General features: G+C 73.4%; 18 protein-coding genes and 1 pseudogene. 12 read left to right on the forward strand and 7 right to left on the reverse strand.

The features are described 5' to 3' along the window. The first annotated feature begins 11 nt into the window (after nt 1–11). The 3 genes from ABZ721_RS27280 (at nt 12) to ABZ721_RS27290 (ending at nt 3,561) form a co-directional block, all read left to right on the forward strand. A complete protein-coding gene (locus ABZ721_RS27280; RefSeq protein WP_358791379.1) occupies nt 12–1,388 on the forward strand; it encodes an MFS transporter in 1,377 nt (458 codons plus the stop codon). 251 nt (nt 1,389–1,639) lie between these two features. After that, the gene (locus ABZ721_RS27285; RefSeq protein ID WP_034275260.1) at nt 1,640–1,843 is read left to right on the forward strand and encodes a cold-shock protein; all 204 of its coding nucleotides are present in this window, start codon (nt 1,640–1,642) and stop codon (nt 1,841–1,843) included. A gap of 188 nt (nt 1,844–2,031) precedes the next feature. Further along, nucleotides 2,032–3,561: a DEAD/DEAH box helicase gene (locus ABZ721_RS27290; protein ID WP_358791357.1), complete on the forward strand. Its 1,530-nt coding sequence runs from the start codon at nt 2,032–2,034 to the stop codon at nt 3,559–3,561. Nucleotides 3,562–3,672: 111 nt separating this feature from the next. Here ABZ721_RS27290 and ABZ721_RS27295 read toward each other — a convergent pair whose 3' ends face one another. Beyond that, complete coding sequence (locus tag ABZ721_RS27295) at nt 3,673–4,074, reverse strand: STAS domain-containing protein (RefSeq protein ID WP_358791358.1); 402 nt, start codon at nt 4,072–4,074, stop codon at nt 3,673–3,675. A gap of 223 nt (nt 4,075–4,297) precedes the next feature. On the opposite strand from ABZ721_RS27295, the gene ABZ721_RS27300 reads away from it, so the two are divergent. The 3 genes from ABZ721_RS27300 (at nt 4,298) to ABZ721_RS27310 (ending at nt 5,957) form a co-directional block, all read left to right on the forward strand. Beyond that, nucleotides 4,298–4,642: a MerR family transcriptional regulator gene (locus ABZ721_RS27300; protein ID WP_358791359.1), complete on the forward strand. Its 345-nt coding sequence runs from the start codon at nt 4,298–4,300 to the stop codon at nt 4,640–4,642. Between the two features lie 74 nt (nt 4,643–4,716). Then, nucleotides 4,717–5,430, forward strand: coding sequence for a hypothetical protein (locus ABZ721_RS27305; RefSeq protein ID WP_358791360.1), 714 nt, complete (start codon nt 4,717–4,719; stop codon nt 5,428–5,430). Continuing rightward, the gene (locus tag ABZ721_RS27310) at nt 5,427–5,957 is read left to right on the forward strand and encodes a histidine phosphatase family protein (RefSeq protein WP_358791361.1); all 531 of its coding nucleotides are present in this window, start codon (nt 5,427–5,429) and stop codon (nt 5,955–5,957) included. The genes ABZ721_RS27305 and ABZ721_RS27310 overlap by 4 nt, the downstream gene beginning before the upstream one ends. Nucleotides 5,958–5,965: 8 nt before the next feature. On the opposite strand, the gene ABZ721_RS27315 is transcribed toward ABZ721_RS27310, so the two are convergent. Further along, the gene (locus ABZ721_RS27315; protein ID WP_358791362.1) at nt 5,966–6,559 is read right to left on the reverse strand and encodes a DUF4291 domain-containing protein; all 594 of its coding nucleotides are present in this window, start codon (nt 6,557–6,559) and stop codon (nt 5,966–5,968) included. A gap of 44 nt (nt 6,560–6,603) precedes the next feature. Further along, nucleotides 6,604–7,557, reverse strand: a complete 954-nt coding sequence (locus tag ABZ721_RS27320; protein ID WP_358791363.1) for an AEC family transporter — start codon at nt 7,555–7,557, stop codon at nt 6,604–6,606. 249 nt (nt 7,558–7,806) lie between these two features. On the opposite strand from ABZ721_RS27320, the gene ABZ721_RS27325 reads away from it, so the two are divergent. Further along, nucleotides 7,807–10,656: a BTAD domain-containing putative transcriptional regulator gene (locus ABZ721_RS27325; RefSeq protein ID WP_358791364.1), complete on the forward strand. Its 2,850-nt coding sequence runs from the start codon at nt 7,807–7,809 to the stop codon at nt 10,654–10,656. Between the two features lie 41 nt (nt 10,657–10,697). On the opposite strand, the gene ABZ721_RS27330 is transcribed toward ABZ721_RS27325, so the two are convergent. Beyond that, nucleotides 10,698–12,896, reverse strand: coding sequence for a tetratricopeptide repeat protein (locus ABZ721_RS27330; protein ID WP_358791365.1), 2,199 nt, complete (start codon nt 12,894–12,896; stop codon nt 10,698–10,700). Between the two features lie 450 nt (nt 12,897–13,346). Between ABZ721_RS27330 and ABZ721_RS27335 the strand changes: the two genes are divergently transcribed. From ABZ721_RS27335 to ABZ721_RS27355, 5 genes are all read left to right on the forward strand, one after another. Further along, nucleotides 13,347–15,023: a helix-turn-helix transcriptional regulator gene (locus ABZ721_RS27335; RefSeq protein WP_358791366.1), complete on the forward strand. Its 1,677-nt coding sequence runs from the start codon at nt 13,347–13,349 to the stop codon at nt 15,021–15,023. A 100-nt stretch (nt 15,024–15,123) separates the two neighbouring features. Then, nucleotides 15,124–17,517, forward strand: coding sequence for a phosphoketolase family protein (locus ABZ721_RS27340; protein ID WP_358791367.1), 2,394 nt, complete (start codon nt 15,124–15,126; stop codon nt 17,515–17,517). 294 nt (nt 17,518–17,811) lie between these two features. Next, a complete protein-coding gene (locus ABZ721_RS27345) occupies nt 17,812–18,840 on the forward strand; it encodes a peptidase (protein ID WP_358791368.1) in 1,029 nt (342 codons plus the stop codon). A 363-nt stretch (nt 18,841–19,203) separates the two neighbouring features. After that, the gene (locus ABZ721_RS27350; protein WP_358791369.1) at nt 19,204–19,749 is read left to right on the forward strand and encodes a class I SAM-dependent methyltransferase; all 546 of its coding nucleotides are present in this window, start codon (nt 19,204–19,206) and stop codon (nt 19,747–19,749) included. A 64-nt stretch (nt 19,750–19,813) separates the two neighbouring features. After that, the gene (locus ABZ721_RS27355; RefSeq protein WP_358791370.1) at nt 19,814–20,464 is read left to right on the forward strand and encodes a chain length determinant protein; all 651 of its coding nucleotides are present in this window, start codon (nt 19,814–19,816) and stop codon (nt 20,462–20,464) included. Between the two features lie 15 nt (nt 20,465–20,479). On the opposite strand, the gene ABZ721_RS27360 is transcribed toward ABZ721_RS27355, so the two are convergent. The 3 genes and pseudogenes from ABZ721_RS27360 to ABZ721_RS27370 form a co-directional block, all read right to left on the reverse strand. Next, nucleotides 20,480–20,971, reverse strand: a complete 492-nt coding sequence (locus ABZ721_RS27360) for a Gmad2 immunoglobulin-like domain-containing protein (RefSeq protein WP_358791371.1) — start codon at nt 20,969–20,971, stop codon at nt 20,480–20,482. A 130-nt stretch (nt 20,972–21,101) separates the two neighbouring features. After that, nucleotides 21,102–21,731 carry a GNAT family protein gene (locus ABZ721_RS27365; RefSeq protein WP_358791372.1) on the reverse strand — a complete coding sequence of 210 codons (630 nt, stop codon included), beginning with the start codon at nt 21,729–21,731 and terminating at the stop codon, nt 21,102–21,104. Between the two features lie 144 nt (nt 21,732–21,875). Beyond that, nucleotides 21,876–22,235: pseudogene (locus ABZ721_RS27370) on the reverse strand (3-deoxy-7-phosphoheptulonate synthase); the annotation flags it as partial.

A 22,235-nucleotide genomic window follows, 5' to 3' on the forward strand; every position in this document is an offset into this window, starting at 1 on the left:
GGCCCGACCGGATGACGGGCCGGCTGCGGCTGGTCCTGGTGGTGCTGCTGGTCGCCCAGTTCATGCTGGCCGTGGACTTCTCGATCCTCAACGTGGCCCTGCCGGTGGTGGGCCAGGGGCTCGGGTTCCCGCTGGCGGACCTGCAGTGGATCGGTACCTCGTTCGCCCTGGCCGCCGCGGGGTTCACGCTGCTGTTCGGCCGGATCGCCGACATCGTCGGCCGCCGCCGGCTCTTCCTCGGCGGGCTGGCCGTGCTGGGCGTCTCCTCGCTGGTCGGCGGGCTCGCGGTCGACCCGGCCATGCTGCTGGCCGCCCGCGTCGCCCAGGGACTGGCGACCGCGGCCGTCACCCCGGCCGGACTGTCGCTGCTGACCTCGTCCTTCCCCGAGGGCCCGCTGCGGGACAAGGCGCTCGGTCTCAACGGCGCCCTGATGTCGGCCGGCTTCACCGCGGGCGCGGTCCTCGGCGGGGTACTGACCGACCTGCTCTCCTGGCGCTGGGCCTTCTTCGTCAACGTCCCGGTCGCGGCGGCGGTACTGATCGTGGCCCCGCTGGTGATCAAGGAGAGCCGTCCCGCGGTCCGGCCGCGGCTGGACGTGCCCGGCGCGATCACCGTCACCCTCGGCCTGCTCGCCCTGGTCTTCGGGCTGACCACCGCGGGTGAGAAGGGCTGGGGCGATCCGGTGGGGCTGCTCTCCCTGGCGGCCGGCGCCGCGCTCCTCGTCGCCTTCCATGTCGTGGAGAAGAGCGCGTCCGCCCCCCTGGTGCCGGTGGCGATGCTGCGGCGCCGCACCGTGATCTGGGGCAACGTCGCCGGTCTCATCGCCTTCGTCACCGAGACCTCGCTGGTCTTCCTGCTCACCCTCTACCTGCAGAAGGTGCTGGGCTTCTCCCCGCTGGCCGCGGGCCTGTCCTTCGGGGTGCTGGGGCTGGGCACCGTCGCCGGCGGCCTGGTCGCGGCCCGGGTGATCGGGCGGATCGGCACCCGGGCCACCCTGGTGGCCGGAGGCCTCGTCCAGGCCGCCGCGACGCTGGCGCTGGTCGCCCTGGGCGACGACCGCGGCTGGATGGCGCTGCTGCTGGCGGCCACGTTCGTCGGCGGGATCGGCAACATGCTGGTGATCGTCGGCTTCATGGTGACCGCCACCTCCGGCATCCCCGACGCCGAGCAGGGCATGGCGACCGGCCTGGCCACCATGACGCAGCAGGTCGGCATCACCATGGGCGCCCCGGTCATGAGCGCGATCGCCACCGCCGGGATCACCGCCTCGTCCGGGACCGGTGCCGTCCTGGCCGGCATCGGGAACGCGGTCCTGGTGAACGCGGCCCTCGTGCTGGCCGGCGCGGTCCTCGCGGCCCTGTTCCTGCGCGGCGCCCGGCGGGCATGACGCCGGTCCCCGGCGGTGCGCCGCACACGCGGCGCACCGCCGGAACGGCCGCATCCGGCACGGACGGCGGTCACGTGCTACTGTGGATCTCAGTTGCAGTTGTGGTACCCATGAAACTTTGTGTGCACCTGACGGTTACATCCCTCAGGTGCATTTTGTTTTTCCGGTCATCTCCGGATGGGCTCATTGCGGCGACGCGGAACACGTGAAGTGCGTATTCCGGCTGTGCCCCCTATCAGAGGAGATTTGACATGGCTACTGGCACCGTGAAGTGGTTCAACGCGGAAAAGGGCTTCGGTTTCATCGAGCAGGACGGTGGCGGCGCTGACGTCTTCGCCCACTACTCGAACATCGCCGCTCAGGGCTTCCGTGAGCTCCAGGAGGGCCAGAAGGTCTCCTTCGACGTCACCCAGGGCCAGAAGGGCCCGCAGGCGGAGAACATCGTTCCCGCCTGACGCTGACAAGAGCTGAGCCAGGGCCCGCACCTCACGGTGCGGGCCCTGGCTGTTGCCCGGACTCCGTCGTGAACGCCGGAGTCCGTGTTCGTCATTCGTCATTTGCTTCGGTTCGTTCTTGCGATTCCTTGCGCGGCTGCCGGCCGCCGAGCCTTCCTCGACACGCGCCGCATCGAGGAAGGTTCCGCATGAACCGCACCACGCGCTCGAACAGCCCCTACGCCCGCAGCAGCCGCACCGGCGGCTCGGGCAGCAGCTACACCAAGCCCTCCGGCGGCTCCGGGAACACCAACGGCTTCACCGGCCGCTCCCGCTCGCAGTCGTCGAACCGCCCCAGCGGTGCCGGCCGCCGGCCGGCCGCGCTGCAGGGCGAGTTCGCCCTGCCGGTCACGATCACCCCGGCGCTGCCCGCCGTCACCGCGTTCGGCGCGCTGGACATGCCGGTCGAGGTGCTCAAGATGCTCACCAGCCTGGGCATGAACGAGCCGTTCCCGATCCAGGGCGCGACGCTGCCGAACTCACTGGCGGGCCGTGACGTCCTCGGCCGCGGCCGCACCGGTTCCGGCAAGACCCTCGCCTTCGGCCTGGCGATGCTCTGCCGCACCGCCGGGCAGCGCGCCCAGCCGCGGCAGCCGCTCGCGCTGGTGCTGGTGCCGACCCGCGAGCTGGCGCAGCAGGTCACCGACGCGCTCACCCCGTACGCCCGTGCCCTGCACCTGCGGCTGGCCACGGTCGTCGGCGGCATGTCGATCGGCCGCCAGGCGAGCGTGCTGCGCGGCGGTGCCGAGATCGTCGTCGCGACGCCCGGCCGGCTCAAGGACCTGATCGACCGGGGCGACTGCCGGCTGGACCGGGTGGCCATCACGGTCCTCGACGAGGCCGACCAGATGGCCGACATGGGCTTCATGCCGCAGGTCACCGCGCTGCTGGACCAGGTGCGCCACGACGGGCAGCGGATGCTGTTCTCGGCCACCCTGGACCGCAACGTCGACCAGCTGGTGCGCAAGTACCTGCACGACCCGGTCGTCCACTCCGTCGACCCCTCGGCCGGCGCGGTCACCACGATGGAGCACCACGTGCTGCACGTGCACGGCGCCGACAAGCGGGCCACCACCACGGAGATCGCCGCGCGTGAGGGCCGGGTGCTGATGTTCCTGGACACCAAGCACGCCGTCGACATCCTCACCCGCGAGCTGCTGGCCAGCGGTGTGCGGGCGGCCGCGCTGCACGGCGGCAAGTCGCAGCCGCAGCGCAACCGGACGCTGGAGCAGTTCAAGACCGGGCACGTGACCGTGCTGGTGGCGACCAACGTCGCCGCCCGCGGCATCCACGTCGACAACCTGGACCTGGTCGTCAACGTCGACCCGCCGAGCGACCCGAAGGACTACCTGCACCGCGGCGGCCGTACCGCCCGCGCGGGGGAGTCCGGTGTGGTCGTCACGCTGGTGCTGCCCAATCAGCGCCGCGACATGACGCGCCTGATGGCCGACGCGGGCATCACGCCCAAGACGACCCAGGTCCGCTCCGGCGAGGCCGAGCTGACGCGGATCACCGGCGCCCAGGCCCCGTCCGGCATTCCGGTGGTCATCACCGCCCCGGTGTCCGAGACCGCGAAGCGCAGCGCCGCCTCGACCCGCGGCCGCCGCAGCCGCACGGCCCAGGCCCGTCGTGCCGGTGCGCCGGATCGTTCCTCCCGGCCGCGTACGACGACCGTCTGACCCCTGCGGGGCTGATCCCGCAGAGCCTCCGTCCGACCGTTGCCGGTCGGCCGGGGCAGTACCGAAAGACCGCCGGGTCCCACTGACGAGTGGGGCCCGGCTTTTCCGTTGTCAGCCGCCGCTCTCGCCGGTGAGCGGTTCGCGCGGCGACGCCGGGAGCACCGCCTCGCTCACCCCGTCGACCAGCGTCAGCACCTGGTCGGCGCCGGTCAGCTCCAGCGTGCGCAGCAGTTGCGGGGTGGGGTCGGCCAGCACGAGGACGTCGCCGGCGTCCTCCAGCTTCTGCCGGATGGTGAGCAGCAGACCCAGCCCGCGGGAGTCGCAGAAGGTGAGCCCGCCGCAGTCCAGGACCAGCCGGGAGCGGCGGGCAGGACCGTCCTGCCGGGCCCGCAGCACGACGTCCACGGCGCTCGCCAGGACGTCCTCGCTGTCGAGGTCGAGCTCGCCGACCAGGGCGAGGACGTGGGCATCCCCCTGGTCGTGGTGTACGGGCCGCACCTGCAGCCGAGTCATGGTCGTCTCCCGGAAGATCAAGATCACCGATGGTGGGGTGCGCCTGCGGCGGGGCGGGCGAGGGTAGCGTACCTGGCTTCCTGGCGAGCGTAAATCTATCTCCGCCACGATAGACATTTCCTGATCGGGTTGTTAGGTTTTCTGACGTAAAGAAGGACGTCGGTGATCTCCGGCCGTTGCCTCGCCCCGCGTGGGCCGTACGCCGCAGAGGTGCGATGACTCGATGACTCCCAGACCCCGTACGAAGACGACGGACAAGTTCGACGACGACGACTACCCCGCCTACACGATGGGCCGCGCCGCGGAGATGCTCGGCACGACGCCCGCCTTCCTGCGGGCGCTGGGTGAAGCGCGCCTGATCACCCCGCTGCGCTCGGAGGGCGGCCACCGCCGCTTCTCGCGCTACCAGCTGCGCGTCGCCGCGCGCGCCCGCGAACTCGTCGACCAGGGGACGGCCATCGAGACGGCCTGCCGCATCGTGATCCTGGAGGACCAGCTCGAGGAGGCCCTGCGCCTGAACGAGGAGCTGCGCCGGCCGGCGGGCGGCGAACCGGTCCAGGACACCTGAGCCGCTGGACGTCCGGCGGTCCTTCGGTCCCGGCGGCCTGCCGCCGCGGGGCCGCAGCGCCTAGGGTCGGGGCTGTGCTGAGCATCGTGGATGAACTGACCGGCCCCGGTCCGCTGCGCGTCTGCGCCCATGTGCCGGGGGAAGGCGAACCGGGTGATCTGACCGGGCTGCGGGTGCTCCTCGTCGCGGACGTGCTGGCGCGCGTCGTCGAGCTGCGCGGCAGAGCCGTGCTCCTGGGACGGACCGGCCCGCACGTCCCGTCGGCCGAGGCGGCGGGCATCCGCCCCGCCGACGCCACCGGCACCCTCGAGGAGATCACCGCAACGCTGGGCGGCCCTCCCGTCGCGCATGTCACCTCGCGCGCCTACGAGGGCGCGGGCGGCGTGACGGTCCGGGTCGGCGAGGCGGGCATCACGGGACCGGCGGAGCCGGACGCGCTCGCCGCGCGGGCGCTCCTGCTCGGGCATCCGCACCACGAGCCGCTCGCCGCCACGTCGGAGGACATCGCCGCCGACGGGCGCCTGCTGGCCCGCTGGCGGGGCGCGGTGGCCGACTGGGCCGAGGAGCCGTCCAAGCCGATGGCCGCCGACCTGGTGCGCGCGGCCCGGGCCGCGCTGGAGGACTCCCTCGACACCCGCGAGGTGCTGCGGCTGCTGCGCGGGCTGGAGGCGGCGGGCGAGGTGCCGGCGGGCGCCAAGTTCGAGACCTTCGCCCACCTCGACCGCGTCCTCGGCCTGGAGGTCGTCCGCGAGATCGGCCGCCCGCGCGCCACCGGGACGCCGGAATGAGCGGGACGCGACAGCTGGTGGTCCTGCGGCACGCGAAGTCCGCCTGGCCCGAGGGCGTCCCCGACCACGACCGGCCGCTGAACCGCCGCGGCCTGCGCGACGCCCCCGCCGCCGGCCGGTGGCTGGCCGAGGCGGGCATACGGCCGGACCTCGTCCTGTGCTCCACCGCCCGCCGCACCCGCCGGACGTGGGAACTGGCCGCCGCCGAGCTGCCGGCGCCGGTGCCGGTCCGCCACGAACCGCGCCTCTACGGCGCCCCCGAGGACGAACTGCTCGCCCTCGTCCGCGAAACGCCCGCCGGCGTGCGGACGTTGCTGCTGGTCGGCCACAACCCCGGCGCCCAGGAACTGGTCCTGCGCCTGGCCGGCGAGGCTGCCGGCACCACCCTGACCCGCGCCGCGACCAAGTTCCCCACCTCCGCCACCGCCGTCCTCACCTGGAGCGGCCCGTGGTCCGTCCTCCGGCCGGGATGCGCTCTGCTGGCCGACTTCGCGGTGCCGCGCGGGCGGCCCGAGGACCGCCCCTGAGCCGCGGGTCACGGCAGCAGCGGCGCCAGGAGTTCTTCGTCTGCGGGGTACGGGCGCTCGGCGGGGAGCAGCCGGGTCGCGGCGGGCAGGTCGCCGGCGCGGACCAGGGCGTGGACCTCCCGGGCGAGCGGTGTCACGTCCGTGATGCCCACTGTCCACGCGTCCGCGTACCGGCCGGCCGCGGCGCCCGACAGGCCCAGCTGGAGCGAGCGGTAGGGCAGCGGCTGGAGCCGCAGGTCGCGTTCGGGGTCCCACTGGACGCGGGCGGGGGAGCGTTTGAGCTCGTGCTTCCACGCGGCCGGGTCGGCGTGGAGGCCGCGCTCGTAGTGCGAGAGGCACGCGTGGCGCAGCGCCCACTCGAAGCCCTCGCGGGTGATCTCGACGGCCAGCACCGTCTCCTGGCCCTCCTTCGTGCCCCACCCGCAGCGGTACATCATCCACAGGAAGCTGGGCTTGATCCAGGTCATGCGGTCGCGCTGCCAGGCGGCCGGGAAGCGGCCGGTGCGGGCCGCGGGCAGGCCGAGGTGCGGTGCGTAGGCCTGGTAGACGGTGACGGTGGTCTCCGTGTGCAGGGCGCGGATGCGGCGGTTCGGTTCTTCCACGGGATACAGGGTGCGGGTGGCGGCCGCGGGTGCGCCAGCGGTTTCTACCGGTGGGTGGGGCCCAGGGTCCAGTAGACGATGGACAGGGTGGCCATCGAGACCAGGGTGGAGACCATCACCGCGTCGCGGGCGAGGTCGGTGTCCAGGTCGTACTGGCGCGCGTAGATGAACGCGTTCTGGGCGGTGGGCAGGGCGGAGCACAGGACCACGGCGAGCAGCTGGTGCCGCGGCAGGTGGAGGAGGAGGCCGCCGACGGCCAGGGCGATCAGCGGCTGCACCAGGGTTTTCAGGCCGACCGTCACTCCGACTTCGAGGATCCGGCCCGGGCCGGTGGCGGCCGGGCGGCCGTGCAGGGACATGCCGAGGGAGACCAGCGCGGTGGGGACCGCGGCCGCGCCCAGCAGTTCGCAGGAGTGGCCGAGGGCCGTCGGCAGCCGCCAGCCCGCGGCGGCGACGACGGCTCCCAGGGCCGAGGCCATGATGATCGGGTTGCGGACCGGCATCGTCAGCATCCGGGTCAGGCCGCCGCTCCGCCGGCCGGAGCCGGAGCCGGAGCCGGTGCCGGCGTCGAGCAGGGTCAGGATGACGGGGGAGACCAGCAGCACCTGGAAGAGCAGGATCTGGGCGACGAACGAGGCGTCCCCCAGTACCCGCAGCGCGACCGGGATCCCGAGGTTGGCCGAGTTGACGTATCCGGCCGCCATGCTGCTGACAGCCTGGTCGGCGAGCTTGTGGTGGAAGAGCCGGCGAGCGGCCAGCAGACCGAGCGCGCAGACCGCGACGGTGCCCGTGGCGAAGGCGATCATCGAGGTGTTGGCGAAGGTCTCGAGGCGGGCCCTGGAGATCATGACGAACAGGGCGGCGGGCATGGCCACGTGGAAGACGAAGCGGCCGAGGACGGGCTCCGCCTGCTCGCCCAGCAGACCCGTGCGGCTGACCAGGTAGCCGGCCGCGGTCAGTATCCAGATCGGGGCGAAGGCGGCGAGCAGGGAGTTCATGCGTCCTCGGGTCCGGTGGTGCGCGGACGGGGCCGGGCGGGGGCGGCCCCGGATCGGCGGTGCGCCGCCGTCCATGATCCTCTTCGGCGCGCGGCCGGTTCCGGCGGGGCGGCGGGCCCCGCGGCCGGGACGCGGCACCCGGTCGGCCACTCCGGTGGACACCGCCCGAAACCTTGTACGAAGCCCCGACGGGTCACCCGGATCCGTGTCACGATGTCGCTGTCCGGACTCGGGGGGAGTGCGGCCACCATGGCAGTTGAATTCAAAGTGCTCGGCAGTATCGAGGCCAGCGTCGACGGCCGGCCGGTCGCGCTGGGCCATGCCCGGCAGCGGGGCGTGCTGGCGGTCCTGCTCGCCGACGTCGACCGCCCGGTGACGACCGATCAGCTGGTCGACCGGGTCTGGGGGGAGCGGCAGCCGCGCCAGGCGCGGTCCGCCCTGCACAGCTACCTGTCCCGGCTGCGGCAGGCGCTGGCACCCACCGACGAGGCGCGGATCGTCCGCCACCCCGGCAGCTACTCCCTCACCGTCGCCGACACCGCGACCGTGGACCTGCGCACGTTCCGCCGCCTCGTGGTGCAGGCCCGTGCCACGCGGGACGAGGCGGAGGCGGCGGCCCTGTTCGAGCAGGCGCTGCGGCTGTGGCGGGCGGAGGCCTTCGCCACCATGGACACCCCGTGGATCAACGCGCTGCGCGGCACCCTGGACCGGGAGCGGTTCGCCGCCCAGCTGGACCTGGGCGACCTCCAACTGCGCCTCGGGCACCACGCGGCGCTGCTGCCGGAGCTGTCGGCCCGCGCGGAGGCGCACCCGCTGGACGAACGGGTGGCCGGGCAGCTGATGCTGGCGCTGCACCGCAGCGGCCGGACCGCCGACGCCCTCGACCACTACCAGCGCGTCCGGCGCCGGCTCTCCCGGGAGCTGGGCCTCGACCCCGGGGCGGCGCTGCGGGACATCGAGGCGGGAATCCTGCGCCAGGACACCGGCTCCGGCCCGGCCGAGCCGGTGCCCGCGACCCGGCCCGTGCACCGGCCGGGTCCGATGACGGTGCCGGCCCAGCTCCCGCTGGCGGTCGCGGCGTTCACCGGCCGGGAGAGCGAGCTGGCCCGGCTCGACGCCCTGCTGCCCGGGGCGGGGCCGCCCCGCACCGGCGCCGTGGTCATCTCGGCGGTGTCGGGGACCGCCGGGGTGGGCAAGACCACGCTGGCCGTGCACTGGGCGCGCCGGGTGCGTGACGCCTTTCCCGACGGGCAGCTCTACGCCAACCTGCGGGGGTTCGACCCCAGCGGGTCGCTGGTGACGCCGATGGAGGCGGTCCGCGGCTTCCTGGACGCGCTGGGCGTGCCGCCGGCCCGCATCCCGGCCGGTCTGGAGGCGCAGGCCGGGCTGTACCGCAGCATCCTGGCCGACCGGCGGGTGCTGGTCGTGCTGGACAACGCCCGCGACGCGGAGCAGGTCCGCCCGCTGCTCCCCGGCGCGTCCGGCTGCCTGGCGCTCGTCACCAGCCGCAACCGGCTCACCGGCCTGGCCGCGACCGAGGGCGCCCAACTGCTGACCGTCGATCTGCTCGCCCCCGGCCAGGCCCGGGAGCTGCTGGCCGGGCGGCTGGGCGCCCGCCGGGTGGCGGAGGAGCCCGCCGCCGTCGAGGAGATCGTCGCCCGCTGCGCGGGGCTGCCGCTGGCGCTGGCCATCGCGGCGGCCCACGGCGCGGCCCAGCCCGGGTTCCCGCTCGCCGCGCTCGCCGGGGAGCTGCGGGAGGCCGGCAGCCGGCTGGACGTCCTGGACGGCGGCGACCCCGTCACCCAGGTGCGGGCGGTGTTCTCCTGGTCCTACGCGACGCTGAGCCCGGACGCGGCCCGGCTCTTCCGGCTGCTGGGCGTCCACCCCGGGCCCGATATCTCGGTCCCGGCCGCCGCCGGACTGGCCGGGGTGCCGCCGGCGGCCGCCCGTGCGGCGCTGGCCGAACTGACCCGTGCGCACCTGCTCACCGAGCAGGCCACCGGCCGGTTCGCCTTCCACGACCTGCTGCGCGCCTACGCCGCGGAGCTGGCGGGGGCCGTGGACACCGACACCGGGCGGCGCGCGGCGGTGCACCGGATGCTCGACCACTACCTGCACACCGCCCACCTGGCCGACCGGTTGCTCGGCCCGCCGCGCGACCGGATCACCCCGGCCCCGGCGCGGCCCGGCGTGGTGCGCGAGGAACTCACCGACCACGGGCAGGCGCTGGCCTGGCTCAGCGCGGAGCACCCGGTGCTGACCGCGGTCTTCCGGCAGGCCGTGCAGGCCGGATTCGACACGCACATCTGGCAGTTGGCGACGGTGCTGGCCACCTTCCACCAGCGCCGGGCGCTGTGGTCCGACTGGACCGCCACCCACACGGCCGCGCTCGCGGCCGGACACCGGCTGGACGACCGCAGGGTGCAGGCCGGCGCGCACCGCAACCTCGGCAGTGCCTGCTCCGCCCAGGGCCGCCACGGCGACGCGCTCACCCACCTCCAGCAGGCGCTGGCCCTGTACCGGGAGGCCGGCGACCGGCCGGGCGAGGCCCAGGCCCATCTGGTGCTCGGCGGCATCTGGTCCCGGCAGAACCACCCCGAGGACGCGCTCGTCGCCGCGCAGCGGGCTCTGGAGCTGTTCCGCGAGGAGGGCGACCGGGCCTGGCAGGGCCAGGCCCTCAACAACCTGGGCTGGTACCAGTCCCAGCGGGGCGACCACCACCAGGCACTGGAGCTGTGCCAGCAGGCACTGGCACTGGTACGCGGCACGGGCCACGTCACCAGCGAGGCCCACACCTGGGACAGTCTGGGCTACGCCCACCACCACCTCGGACAGTACGACCGGGCCGTCGACTGCTACCAGCACGCGGCGGAGCTCTTCAGCCGGCTCGGCGACCGGTACCACGAGGCCGACATCCTCGCCCATCTCGGCGACACCCACCACGCGGCCCGCAACCCGGCCGCGGCCCAGGACACCTGGGCCCGTTCGCTGGCCATCTTCGAGGATCTCGACCACCCGGACGCCGCCGCCCTGCGCGGCAGGCTGCTGCACCACCTGGGCAGGGACCCGGACGGCGCCTCGCTGCCCGTGCGGGAATGAGGCCCGGCGGCCGTGCCCGGGGGAGGGCCGGACCGCCGCCGTCACGCGCTCGCCAGCAGTTCCTCGATGTCGTCGAGGTGCGCGCCGAGCCGCCGGCACACCTGGAGGTCGGCGACGCCCATGTCGTACTGGTCCAGGCCCAGCAGGCACAGCCCGCGCTGGTAGTGGATCTCGGCGAGGTCGGCGCCGGGCAGGGTGAGCGCCGTGTCGAAGTCGTCCAGTGCCAGGGCGGCCCGCTGGGCGGCGGCGTGCGCCATTCCCCGGTGCAGCAGGACGTGCGGGTCGGCGCCGACGCTGTGCAGGGCGCGGGTGAGGACCTCGGCGGCCGCGGCCGGGCGGCCGAGCCGGAAGTGCGCCGCCGCCCGGTTGACCAGGGCCGGCGGGTAGTCCGGGTCGGCCGCGAGGGCGGCGTCCAGGCGCCGCTCCGCCTGCCGCACCTGTCCGCGCTCCAGCAGGACCATCCCGTACAGGCAGAGCAGCCGGGCGTCGTCCGGGCGCAGTTCCAGGCCGGCCAGGACATCGCGTTCGGCGCCCGCCAGGTCGCCGGCGTCCAGCAGCAGTTCGGCGCGGTGCGCCCGGGCGGGCAGGTCGTCGGGCTCCAGCTCCAGGACCAGGTCGAAGTCGGCCAGCGCCCCCTCGGCGTCACCCGCCTCCCGCCGGGCGGCGCCCCGGTCGCGGTACAGCTCAGGGAAGGGCGGCGAGAGCGCGATCGCGGTGTCGTAGTCGGCGAGCGCGGCGGCCGGGTCGCCGCGCCCGCGGGAGATCCTGGCGCGCTCGCCGAGGTACTCGGTGGAGTACGGGTCCAGTTCGACCAGCGTGCTGAGGTCGGTGTACGCCTCGTCGACGCGGCCCAGCGCGGCCAGCAGCCGCGCCCGGTTGTACAGGAGCCGGGACCGGTGCACCACCCATTCCTCGGTGGCCGGCTGCCCGTCCAGGCGGGCGATGCCCGCTTCGATCAGGGACAGGCCGTGGTGGAAGTTGCCCCGGTGCATCTCGATGACGGCCAGCGCGTTGTCGTTGAACACCTGGTGCAGCGCGCGCTCCCGCGGGTCGCGCAGCAGCGCCGACAGCGCCACGGCGTTGTTCTGCCAGGCGATGGCCGCCTCGTGGTCGCGCGGGGAGAAGAAGCGGGTGTAGAGCATCGCGATGGCGAAGCTGGTGGTCATGTGGACGACCGGGTCGGTGTAGCGCTTGCGCAGGTCGAAGTAGAGCGCGAGCGACTCCTCGAGCCGGCCCAGCGGCACGAGCGCGCCGGCGGCCTGCGTGGTGAACTCGCAGAACGCCTGCTGGTCGGCGGCCGGGTCGGTCACGGCCCGGCCGCGCAGGCCGAGGTCCACGACGGCGGCGGAGAAGTCCTGCTCCGCGCAGAGCCGCAGCGCCTCGGTGAGTGCCGCCCGGCCCCGGCGGCCGGGATCCGTGCCGCGCTCGCGGTGGTAGGGCAGGGCGCCCACCCGGGTGCCCCACGTCGCGTTGCGCTCCAGGCGGTCGGCGCGCCGGTCGTGCAGGGCGCGGATCCGCTCGGGGTCCGCGGCGTAGGCGGCGGCGTAGGCGGCGGCCTCGGCCGGGTCGTCGCTGGAGCCGTCCGCCTCCACATACGCGCGGACCAGGGCCTCCGGCCCGCGCTCGTCGTGCGGCACCGTACCAGCGGGGGCGTTCGCGGTGTCCGCGACGCGCAGGGTGCGTGCGCGGCGGGGTAGCGTCCCGGCCAGTTCGCCGTCCGGCAGCTCGTCCCGGCCGCAGACCACGACCTGGAGGATCTCCGGGTCGCAGCGGCGCAGCAGCAGGGCCACGAATTCCTGCGTGGTCACCTCCGCCGCGTGGATGTCCTCGAAGACCAGCCGCAGCGGACCACCGCCCTCCGCGGCCACCCGCCGCGCGTACCCGAGCAGGAAGGTCACCACTCCCTGGCTCATGCAGCGGATCATCCTGCCGCCGGAGCGGCGGGTGCGGTGCGCGAACGGGCCGGTGGACGTGAGCTGCTGCGGGACGGTGCCGATCACCTCGGCGAGTTCGGGTACGCCGTAGAGCAGTTCCGCGCGGTGCTCCTCGACCAGTTCCGGCCAGCGGGCGTGGGCCTCGGGAAGCAGTGCGGTCAGCACCGTGTCGACCCCGGTGTACGGGCCGCGCAGCCGGCGGTCGCACAGGGCGACCACGGTCGGGCCCCCGGCCGCGGCCGCGCAGCGCAGCCGGTCGGCCCGGCGGGCGCCGATCACTCGCAGATGACAGTGGGCTTCGGACATGTCACATCACTCCTTCGGGGATCGCCGGTGGCGACGGGCGGTGCGCGCCGAAGCGCGCACGACCCGCGCAGGGCGCCTCCTTCGGAAGATCCACGGTGAATGGACTGTGCAGTTGCCAGGGGTTGGCGATGCAGGGAAATTATGTGCGGGCGGAGCGCCGAACGGCCTGGATACCGTACGAGTTGAGAACAGAAAGGGAATTGTCAGAACGCCGTGAGAACACCCGTGGACCGCCGGAATGCCGGATACCGGAATCCGTCCGCCGGTTCCGCGGGGCCCTGCCGGATACCGGCGGGCGGGGGCGATACAAGGTTTCTCCAAGGATTGCCGAAGGCCGGCCGGGCACAGTGGTGTGCCCGGGCGTCACGGCCGGGTCGCCACCTCCGTGCCGCCCGGGCCGCAGGACCGCGTTCGCGGTCGCGGCACGGCGGAAAACCGGGGGATGGCACGATGCGCGTCGAAACAGACAGGAGCCGACCGCCCTGTCCGCCGGCTGCAACGCCGACGGCCACGGCCCTGGCCCGCGAACTGGTGCGGTTGCGGCTGGAACGGGGGCTCTCGCTGCGGAGGCTGGCCCGCCTGGTCGGGATGACGGCCCACAGCGGCCTGGTCGACTACGAGCGGGGCGTGCGGATCCCGCCCGACGACCTGATGGCCATGATCGTCCGGGCGCTGAGACCCGCCGACGACCGGCTGGCCCGGCTGTACCGGGCCGCCGTCGCGGAGCGGGCCCGGCAGAAGCTGGCGGCCGGCCCGCACGGCGGCGCCGGGTGCGCCGCGGAGCGCGACCTGGACACGCTCCTCGCGGAGGGCACCGACGCCCTGGTCGTGCACGGTGATCCGCCGGCCGGGCGGCAGCACTTCGAGCGGGCCCACCAGCTGGCGGAGCGGGCGGGGGACCCGGTCGCGCTGGGCATCGCGGCGCTGGGCCTGAGCGGGCTGTGGCCCCAGCAGCAGCGCACCGCCGCGGGCGCCGCGCTGGTCTGCACGCGGCTGCGGCACGCGCTCTCGCTCGTCGACCCGCAGTCGTCGCTGGGCCTGCGGCTGCGGATCCGGCTGGCCGCGGAGGGCGACGACCCGGCGGGCACCCACACCGCGGTCCTCGCGGCGCTGGACGAGGCCAGGTCCGTCCCCGACCCGGTGGCGCGGGTGGAGGCGCTGGGCCTGGCCCACCACTGCCTGCTCGGTCCCGACCACGGTGAACTGCGGCGGGCGCTCGCCGTCGAGCTGGTGGAGGAGAGCGTCCGCACCGGCCGCCGGGGCGACGTGCTGACGGGGGTGCTGTGGCGGACGGTGGCCGCGTTCCTGGAGGCCGACCCGCGCGCCCAGCGGCTGCTGATGGAGCTGCGGGAGCTGCTGGCGGCGGGGAACCACCGGGCGGTGGCGTTCGTCGCCGACGCGATGGACGTCATGCTCACCATCCGGTCCGGACGGTTCGACGAGGCCGAGGCGCTGGCCCGGGCGTGCGCCCAGCGGGGGGCGGCGATCGGTGACGTCAACTCCGTCGGCTGGCTCGGCACCCACCTGGTGGCGATCCGCTGGTTCCAGGGCCGTCTTCCGGAACTGCTGCCGGGGCTGCGCGTCATGGTGCACTCCCCGGTGCTCAGCGCACGCGACCACTCGGGGTTCGCCGCCCTGGCGGTGGCCGCGGCCCAGGCCGGCAGCCGGCGGGAGGCGGCCGGCGCGCTGGCGACGCTGTGCGGGCGGGGCCTGGCGAACCTGCCCCGGTCGACCACCTGGCTGGGCACGATGGGCGGTGTCGTCGAGGCCGCGCACCTGCTGCGGGACCGCGACACGTCGGCCCGCGCGTACGAACTGCTCGAACCGTTCGCGCACCTGCCGGCGATGTCGGGCCCGGCCGTGGTCTGCTTCGGCTCCGTCCACCACAGCCTGGGCGTCGCGGCGCTGACGACGGGCGACGCCGACCGGTCGGTGGAGCACCTGCGGGCCGCGATCACCGGCCACCTGGCGATGGCGCACTGGCCGGCCGTCATGACCTCCCGGGTGCGGTACGCCCAGGCGCTCACGCTCAGGGGCCGCCCGGACGACGCCGCGGCCGCCCGGCTGGAACTGGCCACCGCCGCCGAGGAGGCGGCGGCGATGGGCATCGCACCGCCGGCCGTGTGACCGGTCGCGCTCCGCGCGGACGCGACCCATATGGCCCTACTCGCCGGGTAAGGGGGAGGGGAAGGTTCAAGGGGGACCACCACGAGCTTTGGAGGACGACATGCGCGACGTCCCGACCCCGAACCCGACCCCGGCACCCGGTATCGCTGATGCGGAACTCCGGTCGCTGGACGCCCACTGGCGCGCCGCCAACTTCCTGGCGGCCGGGCAGATCTACCTCATGGGCAATGCCCTGCTGCGGCGACCGCTGGTGCCGGAGGACATCAAGCCCCGGCTGCTGGGCCACTGGGGCACCTCGCCGGGGCTGAACCTGGTCCACACCCACCTCAACCGGGTGATCAAGTCCCGCGGGCAGGACGCCGTGTGCGTCTGGGGGCCCGGCCACGGCGGGCCGGCGGTGCTGGCCAACTCCTGGCTGGAGGGGTCCTACTCGCAGACCTATCCGAGCATCGGGCGGGACGCCGACGGGATGGCGAAGCTGTTCCGGCAGTTCTCCTTCCCGGGCGGGGTGCCCAGCCATGTCGCGCCCGAGACCCCCGGCTCGATCCACGAGGGCGGCGAGTTGGGCTACTCGCTCTCCCACGCCTACGGCGCCGCGCTGGACAACCCCGGCCTGCTGGTGGCGTGCGTGATCGGGGACGGCGAGGCGGAGACCGGCCCGCTGGCGGCGTCCTGGCATTCCAACAAGTTCCTCGACCCGGTGCACGACGGCGCGGTGCTGCCCATCCTGCACCTGAACGGCTACAAGATCGCCAACCCGGCCGTCCTCGCCCGGCTGCCCGCGGCCGAACTCGACGAGCTGCTGCGCGGCTACGGCCACGACCCGCTGTACGTCACCGGCGACGACCCGATGACCGTCCACCGGGCCATGGCCGCGGCGATGGACAGCGCCCTCGACCGCATCGCCGAGATCCAGCGGGCCGCCCGCGACGACGGCGCCACCGGGCGCGAGCGCTGGCCGATGATCGTGCTGCGCACCCCCAAGGGGTGGACGGGGCCGGTCGAGGTCGACGGGCTGCCGGTGGAGGGCACCTGGCGCGCGCACCAGGTGCCGCTGTCCGGGGTGCGGAGCAACCCGGAGCACCTGCGGGCGCTGGAGGCGTGGCTCAGGTCCTACCGCCCGGAGGAGCTGTTCGACGCCGACGGCCGCCCCACCGAACAGGTGCTGGCCTGCGTGCCGGAGGGCGACCGCCGGCTCGGCGCCACTCCGCACGCCAACGGCGGCCTGCTCCTGCGCGACCTGCCCGTCCCGGCGCTGGAGCACTTCGCGGTCCCCGTCGACAAGCCCGGCGCGACCCAGCACGAGCCCACCCACGTCCTCGGCGGCCTGCTGGCGCAGATCATGGCCGACACGGCCGCCCGCCGCGACTTCCGCCTCGTCGGCCCGGACGAGACGGCGTCCAACCGGCTCCAGGACGTCTACCGGGCGACCGGCAAGGCCTGGCAGGCCGAGACGCTGGACGTCGACGAGCACCTCGACCGGCACGGCCGCGTCATGGAGATCCTCTCCGAGCACACCTGCCAGGGGTGGCTGGAGGGATACCTGCTGACCGGCCGCCACGGGCTGTTCTCCTGCTACGAGGCGTTCGTCCACATCGTCGACTCCATGGTCAACCAGCACATCAAGTGGCTGCGCGTCACCCGCACCCTGCCGTGGCGCCACCCGATCGCCTCGCTCAACTACCTGCTGACCTCGCACGTGTGGCGGCAGGACCACAACGGCTTCTCGCACCAGGACCCCGGCTTCATCGACCACGTCCTGAACAAGGCGCCCGAAGTCGTGCGCGTCTACCTGCCGCCGGACACCAACACCCTGCTGTCGGTGGCCGACCACGTGCTGCGCTCCCGCGACTACGTCAACGTCGTCGTGGCCGGCAAGCAGCCCACCTTCGACTGGCTCAGCCTGGACGACGCCCGGCAGCACTGCGCCCGCGGCGCCGGGATCTGGCCGTGGGCCGGCACCGAGGACGGCGAGAAGGAGCCCGACGTGGTGCTGGCGTGCGCGGGCGACGTGCCGACCCTGGAGGTGCTGGCCGCCGCCTCGCTGCTCCGCCGCCACCTGCCGGACCTCGCGGTCCGCGTGGTCAACGTCGTCGACCTGGCGCGGCTGCTGCCCAAGGAGGAGCACCCGCACGGCATGTCCGACCCCGACTACGACGCGCTGTTCACCCAGGACAAGCCCGTCATCTTCGCCTACCACGGCTACCCGTGGCTGGTGCACCGGCTCGCCTACCGCCGTACGGGGCACGCGAACCTGCACGTGCGCGGGTACAAGGAGATCGGGACCACCACGACCCCCTTCGACATGGTGGTCCGCAACGACCTGGACCGCTACCGCCTGGCGATGGACGTCATCGACCGGGTGCCGGGCCTGGCCGTGCGCGCCGCGCCGATCCGCCAGCTGCTGGAGGACACCCGGACCCGGCACCACGCCTGGGTGCGGGAGCACGGCACCGACCTGCCCGAGGTCGAGGAGTGGACCTGGGAGGGCTGACGTCCCAACAGGGCCGTCGGACGTGAGCCGTAAGCCCGTAGCGGGATCACCGAAGTCCGAGGGGTCGTCCGCATCCGTGCGGGCGGCCCCTCCGCCGTGCGCGCGGGGTCCGCCGGCTGGCGGCGTCCGGATCCAGCCAGCGTCGCAGCCAATCCTGACAGTTGTTCAGTTTCGTGGCACGCTGCCCCACGCACACCGAATCCGCACCGCTCGTCTGCCCGGGCCGCACCGACCGCGGCCCGGCCCCTCACGGGCCGAGCGACTCCTCGCCCGGCCATGGCAGAAGGAGTACGCGTGAGACGCCCCCGTCATGCCCTCGCCGGCATCCTGCTCTCCGCAGGCGCCCTGATCGCCGCGAGCCTGCAGGTCACCGCGGCGCAAGCCGCCCCCGCCCCGGTCACCGCCGGGCCGGCCGCGTCCGTCCACACGGGCGCCGCCACGGCCGCCGCCCAGCAGCGGGTCGGCGCGTTCTGGACCGCCGACCGGATGCGCGCGGCCGTACCGCTCGACCTGCTCCCGGTGACCGCCGGCGCCCTGCGGGCCCCGGTCGACCGCGGCCGGGAGACCGTCGTCGCCCCCACCCGCGCGAGCAGCGCGACCCCGCGTGCCGCCACCCCCGCGTCGGTCGCCGGACCGATGGCGTTCCCCAACGCCGGGGGCCCGTGGAGCGGCGGCGGCGCGATCGTCACCACCTCGGGCCGGGTGTTCTTCACCTTCCAGGGGCGCAACGCCTCCTGTTCGGGTGACGCCGTCACCAGCCAGAACGCCAGTCTGGTGATCACCGCCGGGCACTGCGTCAAGTACCAGGGCAGCTGGCACACCAACTGGACCTTCGTTCCCGGCTACCACGACGGCCAGGCCCCGTACGGCACCTGGACGGCCGCCAAGACGCTGGCCACCAGCCAGTGGGCGTCCAGCGAGAGCATGAACTACGACGTCGGCGCCGCCGTCGTCAACCCGCTGAACGGCCGCCGGCTGACCGAGGTCGTCGGCGCCCAGGGGCTGAAGTTCAACGGCGGCTACAACCAGGCCATGTACGCCTTCGGCTTCCCTGCCGCCGCCCCCTACGACGGCACGCGGCTCGACTACTGCAGCGGCAACACCAGCAAGGACTTCCTGCTCACCACGGACCACGGCATGTCCTGCAACATGACGGGCGGCTCCAGCGGCGGACCGTGGTTCAGCTCGTTCGACGAGGCCACCGGCACCGGTCTGCAGACCTCGGTGAACAGCTTCGGCTACACCTTCCTGCCCAACAGGATGTTCGGCCCGTACTTCGGAACCGTGGTGCAGACCTTCTACAACCAGGCGCAGGCGTCCTGACACCGCCCGCGCGCTGCGAGGGGCACCGTCCCGCCGGGACGGTGCCCCTCGCGGAGAAATGATCGAGAATGCGGCACGGCCGGAATTGCATCTTCCACCGCTGTGGATTCCCGTTGATCATAAATAAAAATGATCGTCGGTTCATAATCCGGAAGTCATGCCGACGGCGCGCATTACGGGGTATGTTCGCTCCGCCGCATGACGGATGAGGACTGCTCTGGGGGGCCGGGGATGCTCAAACCGTATCGCTTGGACGTGCACAGCCTGCGCAATCGATTCGTCGACGCACCTGATTCCCTGGGCGCCCGGATGCGACAACGCCGGTGGCAGACGCTCACGACCGTCTTTCCCGACATCGCATCGATGCGCGTGATCGACCTCGGCGGAACGGTCGAGACGTGGCTGCGGGCGCCGGTGCGGCCCGCCCACGTGCATGTGGTCAACCTGGAGGAGCACCCGCCGCAGACGCCGGACTGGATCCGCGCCGAGTACGGCGACGCGTGCGCGCTGCCGAAGGACATCCTGACCTCCGGCGACTACGACCTGGTGTACTCGAACTCGGTGCTCGAACATGTCGGCGGCCACGCCCAGCGGATGCGCTTCGCCGACGCGGTGCAGACGCTGGCCCCGCGCCACTGGGTGCAGACCCCCTACCGGTACTTCCCCATCGAACCGCACTGGCTCTTCCCGGGCTTCCAGGTCCTGCCGGTGAACGCCCGCGCGCAGTTGGCGCGGTACTGGCCGCTGGCGCACAGCCAGGCCGGGAGCACCGAGGAGGGCATGCGCTCGGTGCTGGGCACCGAGCTGATCAGCCGGTCGGAGATGGAGTTCTACTTCCCCGACTCGCGGGTGATCGGCGAGCGCATGGCGGGCCTGGTGAAGTCCCTGATAGCGGTCAAGAGGTCATGACCTCGGCAGACCCGCGGCCCTCGGCACGCGGCGCCCGCCCGACGACTCACGAGGAAGGAAGTCCGTGGACTTAGCCGAGGCCTGCCGGGTCGTGCGCCGGCGCTGGTACGTCATGGTTCCCGCACTGCTGCTCACCCTGGCCCTGACGGCCGCGGTCTACCTGACGGCTCCGGTGACCTACCGGTCGCAGAGCATGGTGGCGCTGCTCAACTCCCAACAGGCGGCCCGCGACTTCGACGGCAACCCGTTCCTGAGCACCCAGGCCTCACTCACCAACATGGCCGACAGCCTCGCCCGCAGTCTCAACTCCGACGGCTCGGCGGCGGACCTCAGAGCCCGGGGCGTGGAGGGGGCCTACCAGGCGATGCTGGCCGACAACGCCCAGGGGCCGCTGCTGGTGCTCACCGTCACGGGCACCGACCCGGACCGCGTCCTGACGTCAGGTCAGCTGCTGGCGGCGTATGCCGAGAACCGGCTGCGGCAGTTCCAGGCCGAGCAGTCGGTGGCCCCGAACGCCATGATCCGCATGACGACGATCCTGCCGCCGAACGATCCGCTGACGCAGGCGACGCGGAGCACGAAGTCCGTGGTCGTCGCCGGCCTGCTCGGCCTGGCCCTGAGCGTCGCGGCCGCCTGGTTCGTCGACGCCCGGCGCCGGCCGCGTCCGGCACCGGATCCGTCGCCGGCACCGGACGCTGTCGGGTCGTTCGTCTGACCGCCGGGGAAGCGCTCAGGTCCCGATGGGTATGCGCAGGAGCTGGCCAGGATAGATCCTGTCGGGGTCCGAGATCTGGTCCGGGTTGGCGCGCACGATGCGCGGGTACGCGGAGGCGTCGCCGTAGTGCGTCCTGGCCAGCGAGGACAGTGTGTCGCCCTTGACCACCCGGTGCTCGCGGTAGCCGTAGTAGCCCGGCACGATGCGCGGCCCGTAGATGACAGGGACGGTCACGACGTTGATCTCGCTGCCGTCCTTCGGGCTGACCTCGAAGACCTGGACGAACAGCCGGTCCAGCGCGAAGGACGCCTGACTCACGTCGACGCCGACGTGGAACTGGCCGTGTTCGCCGGTGCCGCCGCCCACCGTGAAGCTGCCCGTCACCTCGTCGTGGCCGTCCCCGACGCGGTACTGCAAGGTGGCCTCGAAGCCGGTCCCGACACCGCCCAGTTCGATCGGATCCCCCACCAGGTCGAGCGAGCGCGGCTGGTCGATGCGATTGGTCATGAGGCCTCCTTCGCGGGAGCGTGCTGATGCTCCCAGCTTGACGGCTCGTCAGGAAGGGTCAAGTCGTGCGTCGGACATTACGCCGAAAACCGTCCGTCCGGCGCGGGCCGCCGGAGGCCGGCGACCCGACTCACCGTGCCGCGGATCTCCGTGCCAGGCGCTGCTCCAGCCTGACGCGGCAGTCCGGCCACTCCGCCGCGGTGATGGAGAACATGGCGGAGTCGCGGAGCAGGCCGTCCTCGCCGGGGGCCCAGGACGGGGACCAGTTCCGCAGCACGCCCTCGAAGCTCGCACCCACCCCCGCGATCGCCGCGCGGCACTTGCTGTTGCGCGCGTCCGTCTTCAGGTCGACGCGCGCCGTCCCCCAGGTCTCGAACGCGTGGCGGAACAGCAGGTACTTGGCCTCGGTGTTGATGCCCGTGCCCTGGGCGGAGGCGGCGAGCCAGGTGAAGCCGACCTCGATCGCGCACAGGCCGTCCCCCGTGGGCCACGGCCGCGGTTCCCAGAAGCCGGTGGCCCCGACCGCCCTCCCCGACGCGCGGTCCACCTGCGCGTACGCGGCCAGCATGCCCGTGGCGACGCGGGCGTGCTGCGCGTCGATGTACGCCTCGACCCCGGCCGCGGTGGGCACCCAGGTGAACCCGTACGAGGTGCGGTTCTCCTCCGCGGCCGCCATCAGGTCCTGCGCGTGGTGGTGGTCCAGCGGCTCCAGGCGCACGCGTGCGCCGTCCAGAACCGGTCCCTCGAGCGTGAAACCCATGAAACGACCCACTCCACCTCAGTACGGATCGGACCCTGCGGACCACAGGTCCGGGCCATAACGTCGCAGACGCCTGGCCCCCGTGTCGCATGGATTTCGCGCCCCGCCGTCCTTGATGAGGCTCCGCTCCGAGTGGTGGAAGCCGACCTCCGCGACGAGGAAGGCCAGGTCGAGGGATTGGCTGCGGTTCAGCCGCGGGTCGCAGGCCGTCTCGTAGCGCTGGTGGAGGTCGTCGACGAAGATCTCGTCACCGCCGCCCACGCACTCGGTGACATCGTCACCGGTCAGCTCGACATGGATACCGCCCGGATGGGTGCCCAGCCCCTTGTGGACCTCGAAGAAGCCCTTGACCTCGTCCAGCACATCGTCGAACCGCCGCGTCTTGTGCCCGGACGCCGCCTCGTAGGTGTTGCCGTGCATCGGGTCGGTCACCCACGCGACCTGCGCACCCGACGCGGTGACCTTCTCCACCAGCACCGGCAGCTTGTCACGGACCTTGTCCGC

The sequence above is a fragment of the Streptomyces sp. NPDC006733 genome (assembly GCF_040636125.1).
GTDB lineage: Bacteria > Actinomycetota > Actinomycetes > Streptomycetales > Streptomycetaceae > Actinacidiphila.